Origin of the sequence: Croceitalea sp. MTPC6, assembly GCF_036985525.1 — a bacterium.
Classification (GTDB): Bacteria; Bacteroidota; Bacteroidia; order Flavobacteriales; family Flavobacteriaceae; genus Croceitalea.
This window is the reverse complement of sequence record NZ_BTGR01000007.1, coordinates 15,703-37,486: the sequence shown is the minus strand read 5'-3', so window position 1 is coordinate 37,486 and position 21,784 is coordinate 15,703. Positions and strand designations below refer to the sequence as shown.

The 21,784-nt window shown below is 33.4% G+C and carries 21 protein-coding genes; 11 read left to right on the top strand and 10 right to left on the bottom strand.

Translation table 11 applies throughout. From position 1 onward, the window contains the following. Window positions 1–5 precede the first annotated feature (5 nt). Genes AACP56_RS13055 through AACP56_RS13045 form a run of 3 tightly spaced genes read right to left on the bottom strand, consistent with a single transcriptional unit; the run spans window position 6 to window position 3,558 of the window. A complete protein-coding gene (locus AACP56_RS13055; RefSeq protein ID WP_339335208.1) occupies window positions 6–1,547 on the bottom strand; it encodes an acyl-CoA carboxylase subunit beta in 1,542 nt (513 codons plus the stop codon). A gap of 27 nt (window positions 1,548–1,574) precedes the next feature. After that, window positions 1,575–3,047 carry an acetyl-CoA carboxylase biotin carboxylase subunit gene (accC, locus tag AACP56_RS13050; protein WP_339335210.1) on the bottom strand — a complete coding sequence of 491 codons (1,473 nt, stop codon included), beginning with the start codon at window positions 3,045–3,047 and terminating at the stop codon, window positions 1,575–1,577. A gap of 31 nt (window positions 3,048–3,078) precedes the next feature. Beyond that, on the bottom strand, window positions 3,079–3,558 hold the full coding sequence (locus AACP56_RS13045; RefSeq protein ID WP_339335212.1) for an acetyl-CoA carboxylase biotin carboxyl carrier protein subunit: 480 nt from the start codon (window positions 3,556–3,558) through the stop codon (window positions 3,079–3,081). A 159-nt stretch (window positions 3,559–3,717) separates the two neighbouring features. On the opposite strand from AACP56_RS13045, the gene AACP56_RS13040 reads away from it, so the two are divergent. Then, window positions 3,718–4,491 (top strand): SDR family oxidoreductase, encoded by a 774-nt coding sequence (locus AACP56_RS13040; protein ID WP_339335214.1) that lies wholly within the window; start codon window positions 3,718–3,720, stop codon window positions 4,489–4,491. Window positions 4,492–4,954: 463 nt separating this feature from the next. Then, the gene (locus AACP56_RS13035) at window positions 4,955–7,378 is read left to right on the top strand and encodes a hypothetical protein (protein WP_339335216.1); all 2,424 of its coding nucleotides are present in this window, start codon (window positions 4,955–4,957) and stop codon (window positions 7,376–7,378) included. Window positions 7,379–7,444: 66 nt separating this feature from the next. Here the strand turns inward: AACP56_RS13035 and AACP56_RS13030 are convergent, their stop codons facing one another. Continuing rightward, complete coding sequence (locus tag AACP56_RS13030) at window positions 7,445–7,642, bottom strand: hypothetical protein (protein WP_339335218.1); 198 nt, start codon at window positions 7,640–7,642, stop codon at window positions 7,445–7,447. Here AACP56_RS13030 and AACP56_RS13025 point away from each other — a divergent pair. Then, complete coding sequence (locus tag AACP56_RS13025; RefSeq protein ID WP_339339976.1) at window positions 7,617–7,817, top strand: hypothetical protein; 201 nt, start codon at window positions 7,617–7,619, stop codon at window positions 7,815–7,817. The two genes, AACP56_RS13030 and AACP56_RS13025, sit on opposite strands and share 26 nt — an antisense overlap. Before the next feature lie 350 nt (window positions 7,818–8,167). Here the strand turns inward: AACP56_RS13025 and AACP56_RS13020 are convergent, their stop codons facing one another. Both AACP56_RS13020 and AACP56_RS13015 read right to left on the bottom strand, forming a co-directional pair. Continuing rightward, a complete protein-coding gene (locus AACP56_RS13020; RefSeq protein ID WP_339335220.1) occupies window positions 8,168–8,845 on the bottom strand; it encodes a LytR/AlgR family response regulator transcription factor in 678 nt (225 codons plus the stop codon). 3 nt (window positions 8,846–8,848) lie between these two features. Beyond that, window positions 8,849–9,883: a sensor histidine kinase gene (locus AACP56_RS13015; protein WP_339335222.1), complete on the bottom strand. Its 1,035-nt coding sequence runs from the start codon at window positions 9,881–9,883 to the stop codon at window positions 8,849–8,851. Window positions 9,884–10,032: 149 nt separating this feature from the next. Here AACP56_RS13015 and AACP56_RS13010 point away from each other — a divergent pair, with 149 nt between their 5' ends. The 8 genes from AACP56_RS13010 to AACP56_RS12975 all read left to right on the top strand — a co-directional run bounded on the left by AACP56_RS13010 (window position 10,033) and on the right by AACP56_RS12975 (window position 17,739). Next, on the top strand, window positions 10,033–10,947 hold the full coding sequence (locus AACP56_RS13010) for a hypothetical protein (RefSeq protein ID WP_339335224.1): 915 nt from the start codon (window positions 10,033–10,035) through the stop codon (window positions 10,945–10,947). Window positions 10,948–10,968: 21 nt separating this feature from the next. Continuing rightward, window positions 10,969–11,442 (top strand): hypothetical protein, encoded by a 474-nt coding sequence (locus AACP56_RS13005; RefSeq protein WP_339335226.1) that lies wholly within the window; start codon window positions 10,969–10,971, stop codon window positions 11,440–11,442. A gap of 29 nt (window positions 11,443–11,471) precedes the next feature. Next, complete coding sequence (locus tag AACP56_RS13000; RefSeq protein ID WP_339335228.1) at window positions 11,472–12,032, top strand: porin family protein; 561 nt, start codon at window positions 11,472–11,474, stop codon at window positions 12,030–12,032. Window positions 12,033–12,099: 67 nt separating this feature from the next. Then, entirely contained in the window at window positions 12,100–13,176 is a 1,077-nt protein-coding gene (locus AACP56_RS12995) for a serine hydrolase domain-containing protein (protein WP_339335230.1), read from the top strand. Window positions 13,177–13,497: 321 nt separating this feature from the next. Further along, the gene (locus AACP56_RS12990) at window positions 13,498–14,904 is read left to right on the top strand and encodes a S41 family peptidase (protein WP_339335232.1); all 1,407 of its coding nucleotides are present in this window, start codon (window positions 13,498–13,500) and stop codon (window positions 14,902–14,904) included. A gap of 55 nt (window positions 14,905–14,959) precedes the next feature. Beyond that, window positions 14,960–15,430, top strand: a complete 471-nt coding sequence (locus AACP56_RS12985) for a DinB family protein (protein WP_339335234.1) — start codon at window positions 14,960–14,962, stop codon at window positions 15,428–15,430. A 97-nt stretch (window positions 15,431–15,527) separates the two neighbouring features. Further along, on the top strand, window positions 15,528–16,895 hold the full coding sequence (locus AACP56_RS12980) for a serine hydrolase domain-containing protein (RefSeq protein WP_339335236.1): 1,368 nt from the start codon (window positions 15,528–15,530) through the stop codon (window positions 16,893–16,895). Between the two features lie 4 nt (window positions 16,896–16,899). After that, window positions 16,900–17,739, top strand: coding sequence for a carboxypeptidase-like regulatory domain-containing protein (locus AACP56_RS12975; RefSeq protein WP_339335238.1), 840 nt, complete (start codon window positions 16,900–16,902; stop codon window positions 17,737–17,739). A 261-nt stretch (window positions 17,740–18,000) separates the two neighbouring features. Here the strand turns inward: AACP56_RS12975 and AACP56_RS12970 are convergent, their stop codons facing one another. The 4 genes from AACP56_RS12970 to AACP56_RS12955 form a co-directional block, all read right to left on the bottom strand. Beyond that, a complete protein-coding gene (locus tag AACP56_RS12970) occupies window positions 18,001–18,582 on the bottom strand; it encodes a BfmA/BtgA family mobilization protein (RefSeq protein WP_339335240.1) in 582 nt (193 codons plus the stop codon). A gap of 274 nt (window positions 18,583–18,856) precedes the next feature. Then, complete coding sequence (locus tag AACP56_RS12965; protein ID WP_339335242.1) at window positions 18,857–20,116, bottom strand: site-specific integrase; 1,260 nt, start codon at window positions 20,114–20,116, stop codon at window positions 18,857–18,859. Between the two features lie 452 nt (window positions 20,117–20,568). Beyond that, window positions 20,569–21,312 carry a hypothetical protein gene (locus AACP56_RS12960; RefSeq protein WP_339335244.1) on the bottom strand — a complete coding sequence of 248 codons (744 nt, stop codon included), beginning with the start codon at window positions 21,310–21,312 and terminating at the stop codon, window positions 20,569–20,571. A gap of 2 nt (window positions 21,313–21,314) precedes the next feature. Next, on the bottom strand, window positions 21,315–21,782 hold the full coding sequence (locus AACP56_RS12955) for a hypothetical protein (RefSeq protein ID WP_339335245.1): 468 nt from the start codon (window positions 21,780–21,782) through the stop codon (window positions 21,315–21,317). Window positions 21,783–21,784 lie beyond the last annotated feature (2 nt).

Sequence of the window (21,784 nt, the reverse complement as noted above, 5' to 3'; positions counted from 1 at the left end):
ACCTTTTACAGGGGAATATTCCCGTGTTTCTTCTTTGGCAATTTAGCTACTTTCTTCTCTAACATAGAAAAAGCCTTTATCAATTTTCTTCTCGTATTTTTGGGAAGTATCACCTCATCGATAAAACCACGTTCTGCAGCACTATACGGATTAGCAAACTTATCTGCATATTCCTGTTCTTTTTCCAGCAATTTCGCTTCTGGGTCATCCGCAGAAAGAATCTCTTTTCTAAATATAATCTCACTCGCTCCTTTAGCTCCCATCACTGCAATCTCCGCTCCAGGCCACGCATAGTTCATATCGGCACCAATATGTTTGGAGTTCATTACATCATAGGCTCCACCGTACGCTTTTCTAGTAATGACAGTAACTTTAGGGACGGTGGCTTCACTTAATGCGTACAATAATTTTGCTCCATTGGTAATAATTCCGTTCCACTCTTGGTCAGTTCCGGGAAGGAATCCAGGGACATCGACCAATACCAATAAAGGAATATTGAAGCAATCACAAAAACGGGTAAATCGAGCCGCTTTCTTAGAAGCTTCCACATCCAAAACACCGGCAAGGCTCATGGGTTGGTTGGCAACTATTCCTATACTTCTACCACCTAATCTCGCAAAACCAACCACAATATTCTCGGCATAATCTTTATGGATTTCAAAGAAAGTTTCAATATCAATAATTCCATTGATCACCTGCCGCATATCATACGGTTGGTTCGGATTATCAGGAACCAAAGTTTCCAAAACGTCGCGGACCTCATCTTTGATTTCATACGGAAGTAATTTCGGCACATCTTCGCAATTTTGAGGCATGTAACTTATCAACTGCTTTATTTGTGCAATACATTCCATATCGTTCGCAGCAGTTAAATGTGTTACTCCAGATTTTGTTGCATGCGTCATAGCGCCTCCCAGTTCTTCTGAAGTAACCTCCTCGTTTGTAACTGTTTTTACCACATTTGGTCCTGTCACGAACATATAACTTGAATTCTCTACCATTAGCGTAAAGTCGGTCATTGCAGGAGAATACACCGCTCCACCCGCACAAGGTCCCATGATGGCAGAAATTTGTGGCACTACTCCCGAAGACATTACATTTCTATGGAAAATATCGGCATATCCTCCTAGAGAGCGAACACCCTCTTGAATTCTAGCGCCGCCACTATCATTCAAACCGATTACAGGCACACCGATTTTCATCGCCATATCCATAATCTTACAGATTTTTTCGGCATGGGTTTCTGAAAGTGCACCACCGAAAACGGTAAAATCTTGGGCGAAGACACAAACTTGTCTTCCAGCAATAGTTCCAAAACCAGTTACTACACCATCTCCTGGGAAAATCTGCTTTTCCATTCCAAAGTCCTTAGTTCTATGGGTAACCAAGGCGCCCATTTCTTCAAAAGAACCTTCATCCAATAGAAAATGAACACGCTCTCTAGCGGTCAATTTTCCTTTGGCATGCTGCTTATCAATACGTTCTTGGCCTCCTCCCAAGCGGGATTTTTCCAATTTATCTTTGAGTATCTCTATCTTATTCTTCATGCTTTCGATTTTGAAACCTACTACTGATTAGCTTCTATTTTTCCACCAATTGGAGGAATCTTGGTCCGCTGTTTTTAAATTGTCCTTATTTTCCAAATACAACTTCAAGCCCATTAAAGCTGCGATTTCTTTTTCCTCAGCATATTGTTTTTGAAGTTGTTCAGGGGAATAATAGTTCTTCACAAAATGGGTGTCAAATTTACCTGACCGAAAAGCTTCGTGCTCGCAAACGAACTTTCCAAAGGGTAAAGTTGTCGAAATTCCTTCAATCTTATACTCAGAAATAGCCTTTATCATTAACTGGATAGCTTCCATACGGTCTTTACCATACGTAATCAGTTTTGATATCATCGGGTCATAATAAATTGGAATGTCCATACCTTCTTCAAACCCATCATCGACGCGAATGCCTTCCCCTTCAGGAGTTTTATAGGTTGTTAGCGTACCGATACTCGGCATAAAATTATCCAGGGAATCTTCTGCATACACACGTATTTCCAAGGCATGCCCTTTGATACTTAAATCTTCTTGGGCGAAAGATAGTTTTTCGTTACGCGCTACCTTTATTTGTTCTTCGACCAAATCCAATCCCGCAATAATCTCTGTTACAGGATGCTCAACTTGCAAACGTGTGTTCATCTCTAAGAAATAGAAATTCATCTGCTCGTCTAATAAAAACTCTACGGTTCCTGCACCTACATAATCACAAGCTTTAGCAACCTTAATTGCAGCCTCTCCCATGGCTTGCCTGATTTTAGGAGTCAATACTGCCGATGGCGCTTCCTCTACTACTTTTTGGTGTCTCCGTTGTACACTGCAATCACGTTCAAAAAGGTGCACAACATTACCATGATTATCTGCTAGAACCTGAATTTCGATATGTCTTGGAGAACCTACATACTTCTCTATAAAAACAGCACCATCTCCAAAAGCGGCAACAGCTTCACTTATGGCACGATCCATTTGTTCTGGTAGCTCTTCTAGGTTGTCTACGATACGCATTCCCTTTCCACCGCCTCCGGCAGCAGCTTTTATCAAAATAGGAAACCCTATTTCAGAGGCTATTTTTTTAGCTAAAGTGACATCCGTAATAGCCTCTTCAATACCGGGTACCATGGGAATATCATAATCTTTTACCGCTTCTTTTGCAGCCAGTTTGTTTCCCATCACCTCGATAGCGTGTGGTCGGGGACCTATAAAAGTAATTCCATTATCTTCCACCATTTGGGCAAAAACAGCATTTTCGCTTAAAAAACCATAACCGGGATGTATACTATCGGAACCGGTCTGCTTTGCGGCTTCAATGACCTTATCCATCTTCAAATAAGATTCCGATGATGGTGCAGGCCCCAATAAGACCGCTTCATCCGCAAACTTCACATGAGGCGATTCTCGATCCACTTCGGAATAAACGGCAACGGTTTTAATTCCCATTTTTTGTGCGGTTCGCATCACTCGAAGTGCTATCTCTCCCCTATTCGCTATCAGTATTTTTTTCATTTATGCTGAATTTATTTCAGTATCTATCTTGCTATTCTATTTCAATGATAATTTGCCCTTTATCAACAGTATCTTCCTTTTTTACATTGATGGACTTGATAATACCATCCGCTTGTGCCAAAAGAATATTTTCCATTTTCATGGCAGAAAGTATAATTAATGGTGTTCCTTCAGATATTTCTTGGCCTTGCTTAACCATAACATTAATAATAAGTCCAGGCATGGGGGCTTTGATGTCTTTTGCTTTTTTTGAGTTGCCAACAAGCAGTCCCATTTGTTTTACCGTTTGGTCGTAGCTATCACTAATTTTCATAGAATAGCTATTTCCATTCACTTCAACCGTTACTATTTTTTCTTGGTAATTTGAGCTAATTACATTAACGCGATATGCTATGTTGTTATAAAGAAGATGAAAATTATCATCATTGAGCCTAGTCAAGTCTAGTTTTCTCAAATTCTTATTAGATATTTCAAAAGAATTATCATCTATTTCAACCAAATATTTTGACATAAATCTATTTTTAATGGTCTTTAAATATTGAAAAATGAGATTTTAAGCCCATATTTATGGCTAAAGATAAAAAATTAGTTAACATAGTTAACTAATTTTTTGATATTTGATTAAAAAACTTTTTGTAAATAATAACCTAAATTATAGTATACAATAAATATGGACTTACATCTCGAAGATAAGTTGTTTTTAGTTGGCGGAGCTACTAGTGGATTGGGAAAAGCGATTACTGAAGGTTTAATAAATGAGGGTGCTAAAGTAATTGCCATAGCTCGGACAGAGCCTAAATTACTGGAATTACAAAAAATTAGTGAACGTTTAGAGATAATTGCTGGAGACCTTTCCCAAGAAATTGTTATCAACAACATAGTTAAAAAAATTGGAGACAGAGTTCTTACTGGGGCTGTAATAAATTCTGGTGGCCCTCCAGCCATGCCGTCTTTAGAAACTAAATTAACTGACTGGGACGATGCATACAAAACAGTAGTTAGGTGGAAAATTGCTCTTACCCAAGCTATACTGCCAAGAATGATTGATGTAGGTTATGGGCGTTTACTTTACGTGGAAAGTGTATCAACAAAACAGCCAGTAGAAAATTTAGTTCTAAGTAACTCTATGCGCTTAGCTATTGTTGGATATGTGAAAACTCTTTCCCAAGAGATAGGAAGTACAGGTGTCACTCTAAATATTCTTGGGCCTGGTTATCATGCAACACAGCGCATGGAAGATTTATTTGCAAGAAACAGTAAACTTAAGGGGGTAAACGAATCAGAAATTCGAAAGACATTTGCTGAACAAACCGCAGTTAAACAAATAGGAAACCCTGAAGATTTTGCATCCCTTGCCTTATGGTTACTTTCTCCTTATAGTAAATACATCACTGGACAAACCATTTCTGTAGATGGTGGTCTGGTAAAAGGAACTTTGGGCTAAAAGTGTTATGCTCAAAAATAAAAAAGCCAGTCCAAAATTGAGCTGGCTCGTTGGGTAGCAGGGTTATACTCCAATCCCACAATTATTTATATATCAATTAATTACAAAATTTAAAATTAAACTGTAATCTGATTTTTTGACTGGACTATAAATGAACTTAAAGTAAAATACTTTATCTTCTGATAGCGTAAAGATATAATTTGTATGATTCAAAATCTTATTAGAGTGAATTAATTTGAATACCAAAAATCTTGACTTCTAAAAAGTCAGTCCTAAGAATCGTTCCTAAAATTGAAAAGCTTCTTATTTTCCAGCACTTTCTAACAGCAAACACTTTATGAAATCAAATTCAAATAATAATATGTTCAAGAGCAAGCTCAGAAAGCTAACATTAAAATTTGTCTCTAAATTTGAGTTTATGCTTTGTTTGAATTAATTTAACTGAAATACTACCAGTTTAGTAATGATGAAGAAATTTTGTGCCTTATTACTTTTTCTGCCGATACCTTTATTAATGTTCGGACAGGAATCTTTAGCCGAGCAAACCGCAAAGAAAGCTTTTCAAGAACATTTTGCAGTACCGAGAGAAACATTATTCCTACATCTCAACAAGAGTAATTTCATTACAAATGAGGAAATATGGTTCAAGGCCTACATCTACAATAAGAAAAAGAGAAAACCTTTCAAAGTGACTACTAATCTTTATGTTGGTGTCTATGATAATGAGGGAAAACAGTTGACAAAAAAACTATATCGTGCTTCTAACGGTTATTCAAACGGCAGTATAAAACTCGACTCCTCAATTGCAGGTGGTGATTATTATATAAAGGCATCTACGAATTGGCTTCAAAACTTTAAAGAAGAAGGTTCTTATATTCAAAAAATAAGTATATATAATCAGGGTAGTTCACAAAGTTCCACAACAAAAGAGAGCATTGATTATGATGTCCATTTATTGCCAGAAGGTGGTAAATTAATTTCTGGGTTACAGAACAGAATTGGAGTAAAATGTATTGATAAAAATGGACTCAGTATAGAAATAACCGGTGGTATAGTGAAGGATTCTGGTGGAAATAAGGTGGCCAGCTTTAAAGGCTCACATTTGGGAATGGCCAGCTTTACTCTGAACCCAATCTACGGCGAAAACTATTTTGTTACTATCTATTTTCGAGAAAACAAGGAAGGCACTTATTTACTTCCTAAATCTACGCATGATGGTCACAATATTTCTTTGATTGATGAAAACAAAGGAAGATTAATGCTTGTTTTTGGTCGTGGCAAAGTCAGCAAAGAGAAGAACGGCAAGCAAAAAATGATACTATGGGTTTCGAAAGATGGCCTTGCCAAAAAACTGAACATCAATTTTGGTAAGGATAGCAACTACGTTTCTCTAGTTATTGACAAAAAAACCTTGTATGAGGGAATGAACACTCTAACGCTTCTCGACCCAAAAGGAAAACCTATACTGGAACGCCTTTATTATAACCACAATGAACAAAATAAAGAAAGTATTAAAATAGCGGACACAAAAATTGAAAAAGATTCAGTTACAATTTTCATAGCAAGAAATACGGAGATTGAAGGAGCACCTTTGTCACTTAGTGTTTCTGTGCTTCCACAAGAAACTGTTTCATACCAGCATAAAGATAACATTTTAAGCACTTTTCTGCTCAGACCTTATCTAAAAGGATTAATTGAAAATCCGTCCTATTATTTTAAAGATGTAACCCTGAAGAAAAAAAAAGAGCTTGATTTATTGTTGTTGACCCAGGGATGGAGCACTTATGACTGGGATGAAATTTACTCAACTCCACCAAAAAATGATTTTTCCCTTAATCAAGGAATAGAAGTTTTCGGCACAATACAATCTAAGATTCAGAAAGGACAAAAATTAATGATATATCCTTTTGAAGGCTTTCAAGGTAGTATGATTCAACTAAGACCTGATGAAACAAAGTTCTCTATATCTGGATTATTCCCTAAAAAAGGGCAAGAAATCAAGTTCTCTCTAATTAATAAAAACGGTAATATAATCAAACCGAAGATGTTTGTTTCCACTAGAAATGAAATGACAACTGAAAGGTTAAAAAAAACATGGAAAATAGCACCCATAGAAAACAGTAAAACGCGGGAAGAAATCCTTCTTTTAGAAGATTTTATTACCTCTGACAAGACTATTAAACTTGAAGGTGTAACACTCACAAAAGAACGCAAAGAAGAAAGATTCTTTGCCCCATTTATTTTCAAGCATAAATTGACCAAAGTCACTAAAAAAATAGAAAACTCATATCCCAATATGCTTGAAATTATCAGAAACAATGGTTTTTTGGTTTATATTAGTTATGAACCTGGAGACCAAAAGGTGCGTATTAACTCAAGACGACAAACTTCATTCAGGGGCGCACCTTCACCGATTATCTATATTGATGATGTTAGACTGGTTGATTTTGACAAGTTACTTTACTTCTACCCACTTTCAGATGTAGACAGTTATTATATAAGTAGATCTGGAGATATGGAATCTGGCGGCGGGGGCGGGGTCATCAGAATTTACCTCAAAGATATCAGTGAAAGAAAAGATACAAGTGCCAGGCTTTCTGCTGATGAGAAGATTTTTAAATTTATAGTTAAGGAAGGATACGAATCCATTAAGCGATTTTATAATCCCAAATATCAAAACTATGGGGAATCATTTGAAAAGTTTGGAACCATTCATTGGGAGCCAAATATTGTTCTCAATGGGAAAAAGGTTACGGCTTTTAAGATTCTTAATACAGGAACTCAAAAAATTTCCTTATTTGTAGAAGGTATGTCATTAAACGGAAAGCTTATTTCCACAATAAAACATGTTAATCTTAAAGAAAACTCAAAACCACATTCAAAATAGCACATTTTAAGGCAAATTTTGCAAGCCATTTGCAAAATAAAAATAAGGCGAATTTTAAAGATGAACCTAAAAGTATACTTGTAATGCTAAAATACCATTATAAGAAATAACGCAGGAGAAGAACAAAGCTGCAATTAAGCTTAGATTAATTAGCAAACTAGTTTTATGCATGCCCATTAATTTTTTGTTATTAATCAAAAGTAAAATACCAATAATTACAAGCGGTAAAACAAAGACATTGAATACTTGGGAAAGTATTTGCATTTCTATTGGGTTAGCTCCAAAAACTGGGACAATCAACCCAGTATCTTTGCATTTGGAATATGATTTAGGTGGTGCGGAACATGGCGATCCGAAAATAACCATCGATAAAGAAGACGTTTTTAATCAAATGAAAAAAGACCTGACTTTTTTAAGGGAAACTTGGAAAAATGTTTAATTCATTAAGTGGACAACCCTTATAAATAAAAAAGTGCTGAAAATCAACATATTAACAGCACTTTAATACCACTTAAAAAGTGGTTCGTCGGGGTGGCAGGCTTAAAATAAGCATCATACCACTTTGATTTTCAATATTTTACCTTGCTAATTTAAAGCTGGACACCGTATTGCAATTTTTTTAACAAATAGATGCAAAATGATGTAATCTTTAGAGACGTGAAGATACTTAAATTAATGAAAAATAATAATCTAGAACATTTGTTAATTTCGAAGGATACTTACAAAATAATCAAAACATATTTTTAAGCAAACAAATAGACTCAGATTTAAGTTATAATAAAAGTGCTTTTATTTAAAATTGTCGAGAACACTTGTTTTTAACCTCACACTAATCGGAATTTCATGACAACCAATAATGATTTTATTTCCTACAATTTTATCTACTTTAAATTTAGATATTATATATGATTTGTGTGTTTGAATAAAATTATTTTCGGGTAATTGATCTTTAAAGCTCTTTAAAGAAATATGTGTAATGATTGTCTCTTTTGATGTTACTACTTTGACATAATTTTGCATTGCCTCTGCAAATAGGATATCCTTTATAGCTATCTTTTTAAGCTGTCTTTCATTTTTTAAGAAAAGTATGTTTTTTTCATTCTCATGCGCATAATAGGTGTTAACCTTATTAACTGCCTGCAAAAACCGCTTAAAGGAAATAGGTTTGACTAAATAATCTAAAACGTTATAACCAAAACTTTGCAATGCATATTCTTTGTATGCTGTGGTCATAATAATTGAAGGAGATCTTTTTAAGCCTTTTAACCAATCAATACCAGATAGTATTGGCATATTGATATCTAAAAAAATTAAATCAATTTCATTGCTTTCGAGATGATGATTAGCTTGCAATACATTCTTGCATAGTGCAACCACATTTAAAAACGAAATCTCTTTACAATAATCCTTTATGCCTTCTCTGGCTATAGGTTCATCATCTATGATTAAACAATTTAGCTGTTTCATTTTTTATAAATCTATAATCAAGTCAGCCATAAATCTTGAGTTTTTCTTGTGTATGGTTAATTCATGCTTATCTGGGTATACTAACGACAAACGTCTTTTTACGTTTGTTAAACCGATTCCGCCAACAGCATTCTTACCAGTTACACTATCTAAAGTATTTGTACAATGTAGCGAGAGTTTGCCCCCCACTTCTTTAATGCTTATATCTATACTATTTTCATTATTGTTGATGTGATTACTGCAATGCTTAAACGCATTTTCTATAATTGGAATTAATAATAATGGAACTATTTTTTTTGTCGAATTTTCAAATTCTATATTGTAGGTTAGCTGAATATCTGAACCCTTACGGGTTTTTTCCATTTTAATATACTGTAATACAAAGTCCAATTCCTTCTCTAATGTAATTTGATTACCACTTTCGTACAATTGATAACGTAATAGTTCTGAAAACTGAAGTAAGGTATCTTTTGCCAGTGTATCATTTTTACCTATTAAGTGGTAAATATTATTGATTCCATTAAATAAAAAGTGAGGATTTAACTGCGCTTTTAGATATTTTAATTCTGCCTTAAATGATTCTTCTATTAGTGATTGTTTTTCCTTTTCAGATTTTTTGTGTGCATGCCTAAATATGTAATAAAAACCAGCAACACTGTAAAATAGGTTCACAAAAACAGTAACGCTAAAGTTATCCATAAACTCATCTGTATCATATATTTTAAATACATCATAAAGTATATAATCAAAATAGATTTCAATTAGAGAAATTACTATGCATATAGAAATTGAAAGCAAATAGTATATTGCTTTTTTTTGCTGCATATACATTTTTGGCACTAACCAAAACACTTGTATATAAAACAAAAAGATATTGCTCAAAAGCCCATATGTATAGGCATAGGCTAAACTATTTGGTTCAGAATAATTATTGAAACCGTTCCAGTCTGAATGAACAACAAAAGCAAAAACCAAATAATTTAACACCCAGAACAAGAGGTGCTTTACTATTTTCTTTATTGATTTGGTTTTATGCATTGACATCTTTTATGTAAAGAAACATATTATTTGTTTCTAATAGCGCAATTTATACGTTCATCAATAACTACGCAACGGTCGTCAAATCATCCTACTCTAAGGCATTTTCCACTTTTTCTTTGCACAAAAATTATTATTAAAAATAAATCATGAAAAAAGTGTTCTTAAAAACAACAAACTTAAAACGCATTTACGCTATTACCAATATAGTTCTAGTTGCACTATTCTCAGTCGTTATAATATCATGTTCTAATGATGATGGTGAAAAGCCACCTGTAATTGCTGATGAAATATCGCAAAATATTAAAAATGTAATTTATTTCCGAGGAGATGAAAAAGCTCCTACAGTACTAATAGCTGTACCAGGTGGTCCTAGTACCGAATTGGCCACAGATATAGTAGATGATCTTGCACAAGATATTAGTCGTCCGCAAGACATTTTAACTATAACCGTACATCAGGCCCAAACGTTAAATCCTAACATATTAGAAGGCAATGATATAACATTAGACCAAGCCATTAATTTTAATACTGAAAGTATAGAGATGCTTTCTGAAGTGATTACCTATTTTAAAGATCAAGGTAGAACGGTTTATGTCGCTGGAATATCATTTGGCGCATTTGTAACGCAAGAGCTTATTGCGCAAAAAGGAATAGATGTGGCAGATGATTATTTAATTATAACAGGAAGGCTAGACATTAACGATGCTATGTGGCAAGGTCTAGCCGAAGGAAAGAATGCGTTTTTTGAAAACGGCGTTACGCCCATAGTAGATGATGAACCATTTGTAGATGCATTTAATAGAAATGAAGCTAGAATGTTTGCTGGATTAGCAATGAATAGATATACGGAGCAATTTAATACTATTGAAAGCCTATCTAACATAACATACATTTATGGAGAAACAGACATGGATGTTGGTAGACTTACGGTACAAGAAGTTGCATTTTTACAATCGAAAAATGCAAACATACTTTCCGGAAATGGCGGTCATACTTTGCCTTTTGAAGATTTTCTTAAACAGGGGTTTAGTGAAGCATTTGGAATAGCATTGTCAGAATAGATAATATAACTACAATAAAAAATGATAAAAATTAAATTAACAACACTACTCGTGTTTGCTTTCTTAGCAGCTAATGTTTTTGCGCAAGAAACAATACAAAAAGAATATGAAGTAAAGGTAATTACAAGCGTAGAATCCATTATACCTGATGGATTGGGAAGATCACGTTTAATTTCAACTAATGACAAAAGAGATTATAAGAAATTTACATCTACTCAAACCGAAGAGGATAATACCAGAAATAAGTCTAAAAGAAAAGACATTAGGGTAAAAGCTTTTGAGGAAACCAAACTTTTGAATTTTTACAACATAGGCGGGATAAGATTTCAAAACATAGCTGCAAATGACGCTGTAATTTCCTCAAAACTAACGGCTATGATTTCAGAAGGTTGGTATTTAACATTCGTTACAAGTGCTGTAGAAAGTGATGCTGGCGAGAAGGACGGGAATGGCATCTTTATTACACGCTACATATTTAAAAGAACATTGAAATAAAAAATACAAAACTTATAAAAACAAAACTTATGAAAAAAATAGTATCAATAACCGTAATTACAGTTTTAACAATAGTAAGTATAAATGCCCAAGACTTTAAATTTGGAGCTAAAGCAGGTTTAAATTTTGCATTTATTACTGGAGACAATTCAGAAGATTTAGATCCTAACACAGATTTCCATTTTGGCGTTATGGCAGAATTTAAAATTTCAGAGAAATTCTCTTTACAACCTGAATTAATCTATTCTGGACAAGGAGCTGAACTTAATATTGCATCCGAAGGCAGAATTAATTTAAACTATCTAAATCTTCCTTTGATAGGCAAGTATTATGTTACAAAACAATTGAGTCTAGAGGCTGGACCACAAATTGGTTACTTACTTTCCACAAAAGGAGGCACCCTAGATTATAAAGACCTTCTAAAGTCAATAGATTACGGTGTAAATTTTGGTGTTGGCTATAAACTTGAAAATGGTCTCAATTTTACCGCAAGATATAATCTTGGACTATCGAATATTAATGATGTAGACGGTTTTACGGATAAAATTAGAAATGGAGTAGTTCAACTTTCAGTAGGCTTCTTTTTCTAAAACTTAATATTCTAAAAGCCCAAGCCAATTGACTTGGGCTTTTATACATTAATCAAAAAATAAAATCATGAAAAACATAAACTTAATTGTACTACTAATATTGTCATTTTCATTAATAAATCTAAGTTGTTCTACTAGTGATGATGAGGTGAAAATTGATGATTTATCTTCCCTTGACACAGAACTTATCGCAAGAGACTTCACAGGTGTTGTTTTAGTCGCTCAAAATGACGACATCATATTTAATAAACCATATGGAAGAAAGAATAGTCAAGAAAATGGATCGAATGATACAAATACCATTTTTGATATTTGCTCTATTACAAAACAATTCACTGCTGCTGGGATTTTAAAATTAGAGATGCAAAATGCGCTCTCAGTCAATGATAGTTTATCAAAATACTTTGACGCAGTTCCTGAGGACAAAAAAAATATAACAATTCATCAGTTGCTCACACATTCTTCTGGTTTAGTAGTTGGAATTGGTGGAGATTATGAAACAATTACTGAGGAAGAGTTTTTAGAGCAAGTTTTTGATAGCGAATTAATTAGCCCCGTTGGAGAAAGATTTAACTATTCTAATATAGGCTATAGCTTACTTGGTTTAATAATTGAAAAGGTTAGTGGAATGGATTATGAAACCTTTTTAAATCTAGAGATTTTTGAACCTTCAAACATGTACCATACTGGTTATGTAATTCCAGATTGGCAACAAAATGACGTTGCCAACGGTTATTTTAATGGAGTTGAAGATAGTAAACCAAATGAAGAGAATTGGAGTGACAACGGTCCGTATCTAAATCTTAAAGGAAATGGAGGTATTCTATCACGAGCAAGTGACATGTTACTCTGGAGTCAAGCCATAATGAATAATACAGTACTAGATGAAGCAACAACATCTAAATATCTTTTTCCGCATTTTCAACCTACAAATATATATGATAGCTACGGATATGGTTGGGGAATTGAAAACTCTAATTCAGAAAACAAGCTAGTAGTTCATGGTGGTGCAAGTGACTTGTTTACATCAGATGTGTGGATCTACCCAAACAAAGGAATTACTATAATCATACTCAGTAATGAATTTGAACAATCTGTATACACAATTGCAGAAGAAATATCAAACTTTTTACTCGCTGAATAAAAGTATGACCTATAACACTATTTATAGAGTAATAAAATCAAATTCAAAAAAATTAAAATAAAATGAAAAAACCTGAAGCAAACATTTTAGTTCTAATGATGTCATTGTTAATTGAATTGCATTTTTTTATCTGATGTAATGATTGTTATAAACTAAGATAAGGAGTATTATAAAAGTGCTGGTAATAATTCAATCAATAAACAGTTAACCCGGATTTTTTGAAATAAATAACCCTCAATTTATTAATAAACGACAAAAATAAATTTGATATCGTTTTTGACTTTATATAAAAGAACTAAGTTTTAAATAAAAAATAAAATTATGATATTCCACAACAATGAAGTTCATTCTGTAATGAATAAAAAATGGTATTTAATATTAGTAGTGTTTTCATTTTTTGCATGCCAAAAAGATGATGAAAGGCCACTTATCCCAATCGATGATCCGCTACAAGGTTATTGGGAAGTAGCTGAAAAGGGTTGGATTTTTGAATTTAAAGAAGGTAGTGATGTGTTTTACAATGTAAATACTGCAGGATGTTCCATTCAGGATGCTGATTTTAATCCTATAGATTTTATTGGATTCACAATAACTCAAGTAAGTGACAATGAATTGATAGGAACTTCAGATTTATCAGATTCAGATGTGTTGTTTACTAGATTATTAGACCAAAATCCAAGCTGTCTACCCAATCAGATTTCTATTACGGAAGATCCAATAGTGAATTTTGACCACTTCTGGAATATCTTCAATGATTACTATGCTTTTTTTGAAGCAAGAACTGTTGATTGGTCTCAATATGAGAGCTTAAGAGATCAAGTTACAGAAGCCAATTTTTATGATACACTAGAAACCTTAGCCTACGTATTAGAAGATGGTCATGTAAGTATTGTAGATGAAAATAATGATGTTCAAATTGAATCCGGAAATCCTAGGTTATACGAAAGGCTAAACGCTAATATAAGTGGTGATTTAATAATTGAAAGTGCAGATGATTATGATGCTCTTTTCAATCAAAAAACAGCAACAATAGTAACAGAATATTTAGGAGGGAATTTTGAAATAGATGAAAGGGAAAAGATTTTATGGGGGACGATTAATAATGATGTTGGGTACATTCTTGTTTCAACGATGGAAGGGTATGGAACAAATTTTGAAAACGAATTATCTTCATTAAATGCTGTTTTAGATACTATAATGAATGATCTTAACGAATCTGGAGTGTCTAAAATTATTATTGATATGCGTTTTAATGATGGTGGCTATGATACAGTAGCTCTAGATATTGCATCTCGTTTTATGGATCAAGAACGCATTTCATATTTTAAAAAAGCGCGATTAGGCAATACTTTTACAGAAAACAAACCCTTTTCTGTAGCGCCAAAAGGAAATTTTCAATTCACTGAAAATATTGTATTGCTTACGAGTCCTTTTACCGTAAGCGCAGCAGAACTTTTCACTCTATGTCTCAAGGATTTATCATATGTAACGGTAGTTGGAGAAAATACAAATGGTGCCTTCTCTACTATTCTCACACATGTATTGCCAAATGGTGCAGAAGTTGGTTTATCTAACGAAATTTATAGTGATGCCAATGGTTTGGTTTTTGAAGTAGTAGGAGTTGGTCCTGAAAACCAAGAAAATATGGTGCCATTTTTATCAACTTCAGATTTTGAAGAAGAAAAAGACAGTGGAATAGATCGTGCTTTAGAAATTCTAGATAATTAGATATTTCCTAAGTTGGCAACAAGCTTGAAAAAATCCTAAAAACAATAGACCCTAAATGAATTCAATAGAAATAATCTTGTTGAACTTTTCCGAAACAAGAAGACGAAGTATAAAATTGTGGAGTGGAATTCCAAAAGATTACTTGAATTGGAAACCTGATGAAAAAGCCTTTACAATTATTGAAATGATTAGGCATGTTTTAGAAGGAGAACACCTTTTTCATAAAATAATACAGAATCGGGGAAATTTAGGGAATTACAATTCGCCTTGGGAAAATTTAGAATATTCGGATTTGAAAAACGAGTTGGAATTTTGCGAAAAATATCGAACGGACTTTATGGAAATGATACAGGGACTTAAAAAGAAGGATTTAGAAAACATCAGGATTGAAAGAAAAGAAGTCGGACAAAGTAAAAGCCTTGGCGATTACCTGAATCGAATAGCTTATCACGAATCAGTTCATACTGGACAAATGTTGGACTATTTAAGAACTGCTAGAATTGAAAGACCTAAAATATGGGATTGAAAAGCCAATCACTAACTATGCCTATAAAAATAATAGGACTTAGAGAGAGTAATTTTATCAATTTTAGTTACAAATTAAAGTCCATTTAAAATTAAAAATGAAAAAAGCAAACACAATTTTAATACTTCTAATGATGTCATTTTCATCTATGACTTTTAGTTGTACAAGTAATAACAAACAAGAAACTACAGATAACATTATTCAAGATACTTTAAAACAATATGTAGGTGAATATATCCTTGAAGAAACAGGAATGATAATAGAGATCTACACAAAAGCAAATGATACTAAATTATTTTTATTTGTAGACGGACAACCAGAATATGAGCTAGTTACAACTGGTGAACATAAATTTTCATTTGAAGTATCAGACGAGTATAAAATAGAATTTAAAAAACTTGAAAATGGTGTTTTTAAAGAATTAGTTGCTACACAACCGGATGGAACATATACTGCGATTCGAAATGGAGTATTGAAAATTGATGACCTAACGACTATTGATAAAAAACTTATATCGAAAGGTTTTTCAGGAGTAATTTTAGTCGCACAAAATGACAGTATTATATTTAATAAGGCCTATGGAAAAAAGAATAATCAAGAAAATGGGCTTAATGACATAAACACTGTTTTTGATATTTGTTCAATCACTAAACAGTTTACTGCTGCTGGAATAATGACACTATCGATGCAAAATAAAGTTGCTATTAATGATAAACTATCCAAATACTTTGATAATGTTCCTAAAGATAAAAAGGACATAACTATTCATCAACTGCTCACACATTCTTCAGGTTTAAACGTTGGAATTGGAGGCGATTATGATGCCATTTCAGAAGAAAAGTTTCTAAAGAAAGTATTTAGAAGTAAACTATTAAGTCCGGTTGGGGAAAAGTTTAATTATTCTAATATGGGATATAGTTTACTCGGTTTAATCATTGAAAAAGTTAGTGGAATGGATTATGAATCCTACTTAAGTGAAATCATTTTTAAACCTTCTAAAATGTACCATACTGGTTATATAATTCCGGACTGGGAACTTAACGAAGTAGCTAATGGTTTTTTAGATGGTAAAGAAGCTAAAAAACCAAATGAAGAGAATTGGAGTAAAAATGGTCCATATCTTAATCTAAAAGGGAACGGCGGTATTTTAACAAAGGCAAGTGACTTATTGCTTTGGAGCAAAGCAATCATGAACAACTCAGTACTTGATGAAGCGACTATCGCTAAATATCTCTATCCTCATTTTAAGTGGAATGATATGTACACACACTATGGCTATGGTTGGGGAATTGAAAATAATGATTCAGAAAATAAGTTAGTCCTTCATGGAGGTGCTAGTGACCTGTTTGCATCAGACCTATGGATTTACCCTAATAAAGGAATTACAATAATTGTACTTAGTAATACACAAGAGGAATATATCTATTCAATTGCGAGAAAAATATCAAACTTTTTATTACAATAATATAATGCCATTTTCAAAATTATTTAGCCAGGTTAGTTTCACTTTTTTATTGCTTTCTAGTATTTGCTGGTCTCAGGACTTAATTTTAAATGGAACAGTTAAAGGTGCTAACAATGAAAAGTTGGCTTATGTAAATATTGGAATAAAGCATAAAAATATAGGTACTATATCTGATGAAAATGGGCAATTTAGTATAAGAATACACCGGGATAATAAATCTGATAGTTTATCTTTTTCCTATTTAGGATACAGACAATTAACATTCAAAATCTCTGAAATTGTTGAAAAAAACATCAACGAATTTATTCTAGAGGAAGAGCCAGTGTCTTTAGATGAAGTCACCATAACCTCAAAAAAAACTAAAGAAAAAAAACTTGGAACAACATCTTATGTTAGTTTCGTAGTCGGTGAGATTAGAGCAGATAGTAGTCAGAATAATAACATTAGGGAATTCGCTAAAAGGCTTAAAATAAATAAACCTTTAAAACTTATAGATGTAAATATTGCACTTAAGAATGTAAATATCAGTACTGCGAAATTCAGAGTCAATTTTTATAGTATTAGAGATAATCTTCCTTTTAGGAATATAGGAACTGAAAATATTATTATCGAAAAACAGATTGTAAATGGCTGGAACACCTTTGATTTAAAAAGATTTGATTTAAAATTTGAAGCGCCAGTATTTATTACAATAGAATATTTACCTCAAAAATATAGTGAACAAGAACCATTTCAATATAATGGTCAGTTATTAGGCAGTTCAATCACCCGTTCGTCAAGTTTAGGTAATTGGAATATAACTAAAGGTGCAAAGATAGCAATGTATGTAACAGTAAGGCAATAAGCGAAAAAAAACTATAGCCAGCAGCCTATATAAGTAGTATCAATTTGTTGCTATTACTTTCTTAAAAGTAGTTCCTCAAAATTAGCCATTACTTAACCTCAAACACGATGTTTCCATTATATAAAAACGAACAAAACGAAAATAATCATATCCAGTTTTAGTCAGCATATTTGGTTTTTTTTACTTTAGCAAACGAAACTTTGTTTCGTGCTGCAAGCCCAAAGCTTACCAAACTTCATCCTATCTTTTTGCGAGGTAAGATTAAAGTTCTTCTTTCAAAGCTTGTTTTAAACTTTCCAGCTCAGATTCCTTAATTTCTAGTTTATAGTATGGTTTTCCAAATCTTGGATTCTCCAACTTGATTTCATCCAACAATTTTAGAGTCTTGATTCGTTCCTTCTTCCATTTCTCTTTAAGGATATAATTATCATATTGGGTTACCCTATCCCTTTTTACAGATTGCTCGAACATTCTTTCCTGTAGTTCCAAACGCTTTTCTTTTCTCTTCTCTTCATTTTCACCATAATCGAATATCTTTTTGAGCATGTCATGAATTTTTGGGATACTACTGTTCTTTTCCCAGTTTCGAAGTAGTTCCTCTATATAATCAAACCTTTTGGTCATGTAATGGACATATCCCATATAGTCCATCAGGTACTTGTTCTTTGGTGAAATTTTAGCCCCTTCAAAGAAGTCCATCATCAATTCTAAAGTTAGTGTGTGCGACTTAGAAATCTTCTTTGAAAACTCCCGATATCTTCCAGCAACTATCCGATTGATGCTTATGGCCGAAAAATCACTTTTTTTCTTCTTTTCCAATTCCATTACAGTAATTTTTTTCAAGTTTTATAGGGTCTAACAGAGCATTTCTTAATTTTTGCGTCAAAAAATATTTTGGCTATATTTTCAATTCATTGAAAATCAATGGTTTGCAATAAGTGACATGGCTTTAGCGTGTTACCCTCTTGCTTTACAAACCTTATCCGCTTCGCTGCTAAAATTTGTAAACTTTATTCACCGTTTTTCATTCAAAAAAGTAGTTGCGCACTATCCGATTTTTTATTCACGCTTATCTTCCCGAACACTAAAAAAACCGAACAGGAACCATGCGCAAAAGTTAGGGTAAGGATTTGGGGGCTGTGCTGCTTTTAACTTCTTGTTTGTTCTTCAACTTCTCCATCAAATCATTCATGTCCTCCCCTACTTTCTTTTGTAGTACCCTTGCATAAATTTGCGTGGTTGACAATTTTGTATGTCCCAATAATTTGGAAACTGTTTCAATGGGTACTCCATTGGATAAGGTGACCGTAGTTGCAAAAGTATGTCTGGCCGTATGGAAGGTGATGTTTTTATGGATGCCACATGCCTTGGCTATTTCCTTTAAGATTTGATTGGTCTTCTGGTTGCTATAGACTGGTAAAAGCTCACCAGTAAGTATCATTTCTTCTCGGTACTTCTCCAGAATCTCTTTTGCCTTAGGTAATAATGGAATCTTGACGGGTTCATCTGTTTTAGCTCTTTTGGTATGTATCCATTGGTTCCCATCAATTCCTAATAATATTTGACTTGGCTTTAGTTCTTTGATATCGACATAGGATAGCCCTGTATAGCAACTGAACACGAAAATATCTTTTACCCTTTGTAAACCTATGGTCATGAAAGAGGTATCCTCAATCAACTTTAGTTCTCTTTCAGTAAGGTAGCTACGTTCGTTTTTTACAAATCGAAGTTTATAGTTCCGAAAAGGGTCTTTCTCCAGCCATTCCATCCTAAGACTTAGATTGATTATTTTCATCAACCGTTCCATATGCTTCATTACCCCATTATTGGTACAGGTCCTTCTCGCTGTTTTGGGTTTATAGGTTCTGATATAGTTTTCAAAGTTAACGATGAACCTATAGTTCAATTGGATTAAGTAGATGTCATCCGTCTTAAATTTTTCCCTTAGAAATTCTTGCAGGTACTTCTCAGTTGAAAAGTAGTTTTTAAGCGTTCCAGGTTTTAGCGCATTGTTGATGTTCTTGTTATGGTATTCCACAGCTTTCATCAAGGACATTCGTTCCTCGTCCTCCCCGAAGTACCTTAGCTTGATTGCCTTGGCCGTAATCAGCTTCCTTTCCGAGTGCAATTGCTTGTGGGCATTGAGGACTTCGGCATGTACATCATCCAAATAGCTATTCAATAAAATCAGGTTTTCGCTCGTTTCTTTCGCCCTGCACCTGAAAATATCCCAATTGCACACCGCTATGTCCCGCTTTATACTGAATTCTGAACGTTCTTTATTGACCGTGATACGGGCATAAATATCCAATATCTCTGGGTCGTTTCTTTTTTTTCTAGTGAAGAAAATCACTCCTAATGTGCTGTCCGTACGCATGTTGTAAGTCTTTTGAGTTAAACATTATTTGTTTAAAGACTACATCCAAATTGCTCTAAATGCTATTTAAAATTAGCACAAATTACGTACCGCTTTGCACACCGAATTGCACACCAGAAGGGTGGTTTTAAACGATATCATATGATTGCAGAAAAAATGAAAAACCCTGATAATCATACGATTAGCAGGGTTTTGATATTGCCAGTATGGCAGTTCGTCGGGGTGGCAGAAACCACATCCAATTTATAAGTATTTAATTATCAATGTTTTGACACCTTAATCTTAAGGTCATTCCCGTTAAGAACACGGAAAGCAAAAAACAACTTTTGAACACAAATTTTATGTGCCATTTAAAGATACAATAAAGTCTATAATTCTAGACTGATATTTGAAATTTTGAATTAAATCTTGACAAAATATGATAAAATTAGATCCTCATGCCATATTTAAAATTAAGTCCACGTTTCAATAAAGCTTTCCTTCTCATTCTCAACACGCTTTGAGAATTTAATTTCACTAAACCTCTCTCGTTGCTCAAAGAGACGAAGTAGCTCAATAACTTGATTCCATATATTTATCAAAGTTGAAATTTTCACATTAATTTTTTTTGCATTGTTTGGGGTATGATGAACAGCAAAATTTCTATGTTTAAAAAGGAGTTTTACAGCGTCTATTTTGATTGCTTCTGATTCCAATTCAGACCTACAAATAAAAATTATAATGTTTAAAATATTTGATCTGGAAAATTGGTTGTAAATAAAATTGTTAAGATTCCCGTTCTCCTTTAAAAAAAACAGGTGACGATGAGCCATTACTTCAACAAAAAGTGCCAAGTTAACAATATGGCCTAAAATCTTCACTCCCTTAATTTCATGAGTTCTTAGAATTTTTCTTCCTTCCAATACTTTTGGAATATTATCATGAGCACCTAGTAAAGCATTAAGTGTATCAGTACTTAGCAAGCTTTCAATTTTTGTCTCATTTCTTAAACTTGTAATAGAATCATTGGCAAGAAATTCTTCTATAAGTTTTTGCTCTGATTTCTTTAATTGAATTTCACTTATTCGCTCCTTCAGAAACAAATTTTTTAATTCAATTGTAATTATTTCATTTAGATACTTAAAAGATTCTTCAACATAAAAGTTTGCAGCCTTAGTAAGCAATTCAAAATCATTTATATTTAACCTATCTGCCATCGCTAAACTTCCTTAACAATTCCATGATTTTTAATACCAATCGAATAAGTGGCTTCGTCATCATCTGGTAGTTGAAAAGCTAGACTACCCACTGCCTTTATTTTCGGTAATAAATCACCCAACCAAAACCTTTTTAGTTTTGTCTTCTCTCCAAATTCGGAATACGAGTGCAAATGATGGTCTTCAAAAATGGGAAAAGAAAAACCGTCCTGGTCTATTAAGATTAACTGATTAGTAGCCTCATGGACTCGTAATGGTGTTTTGTTCAAATTGATAATTTCCACACCCAATAACCAAATGGTTGAATTACTGTCGAGGCCATTTACTTCTTCCGCACCATCAATTTCCGAAAGGTGTATTTTTCTGAATAGATTAATTCTCAATCTAAATTGATTTGCCTCTAGCAAATTGGCGTTTTGTTCACAAAGTAACCAAGCTCCACTATTTATTGCTTCTTTAATTGGCACCATTT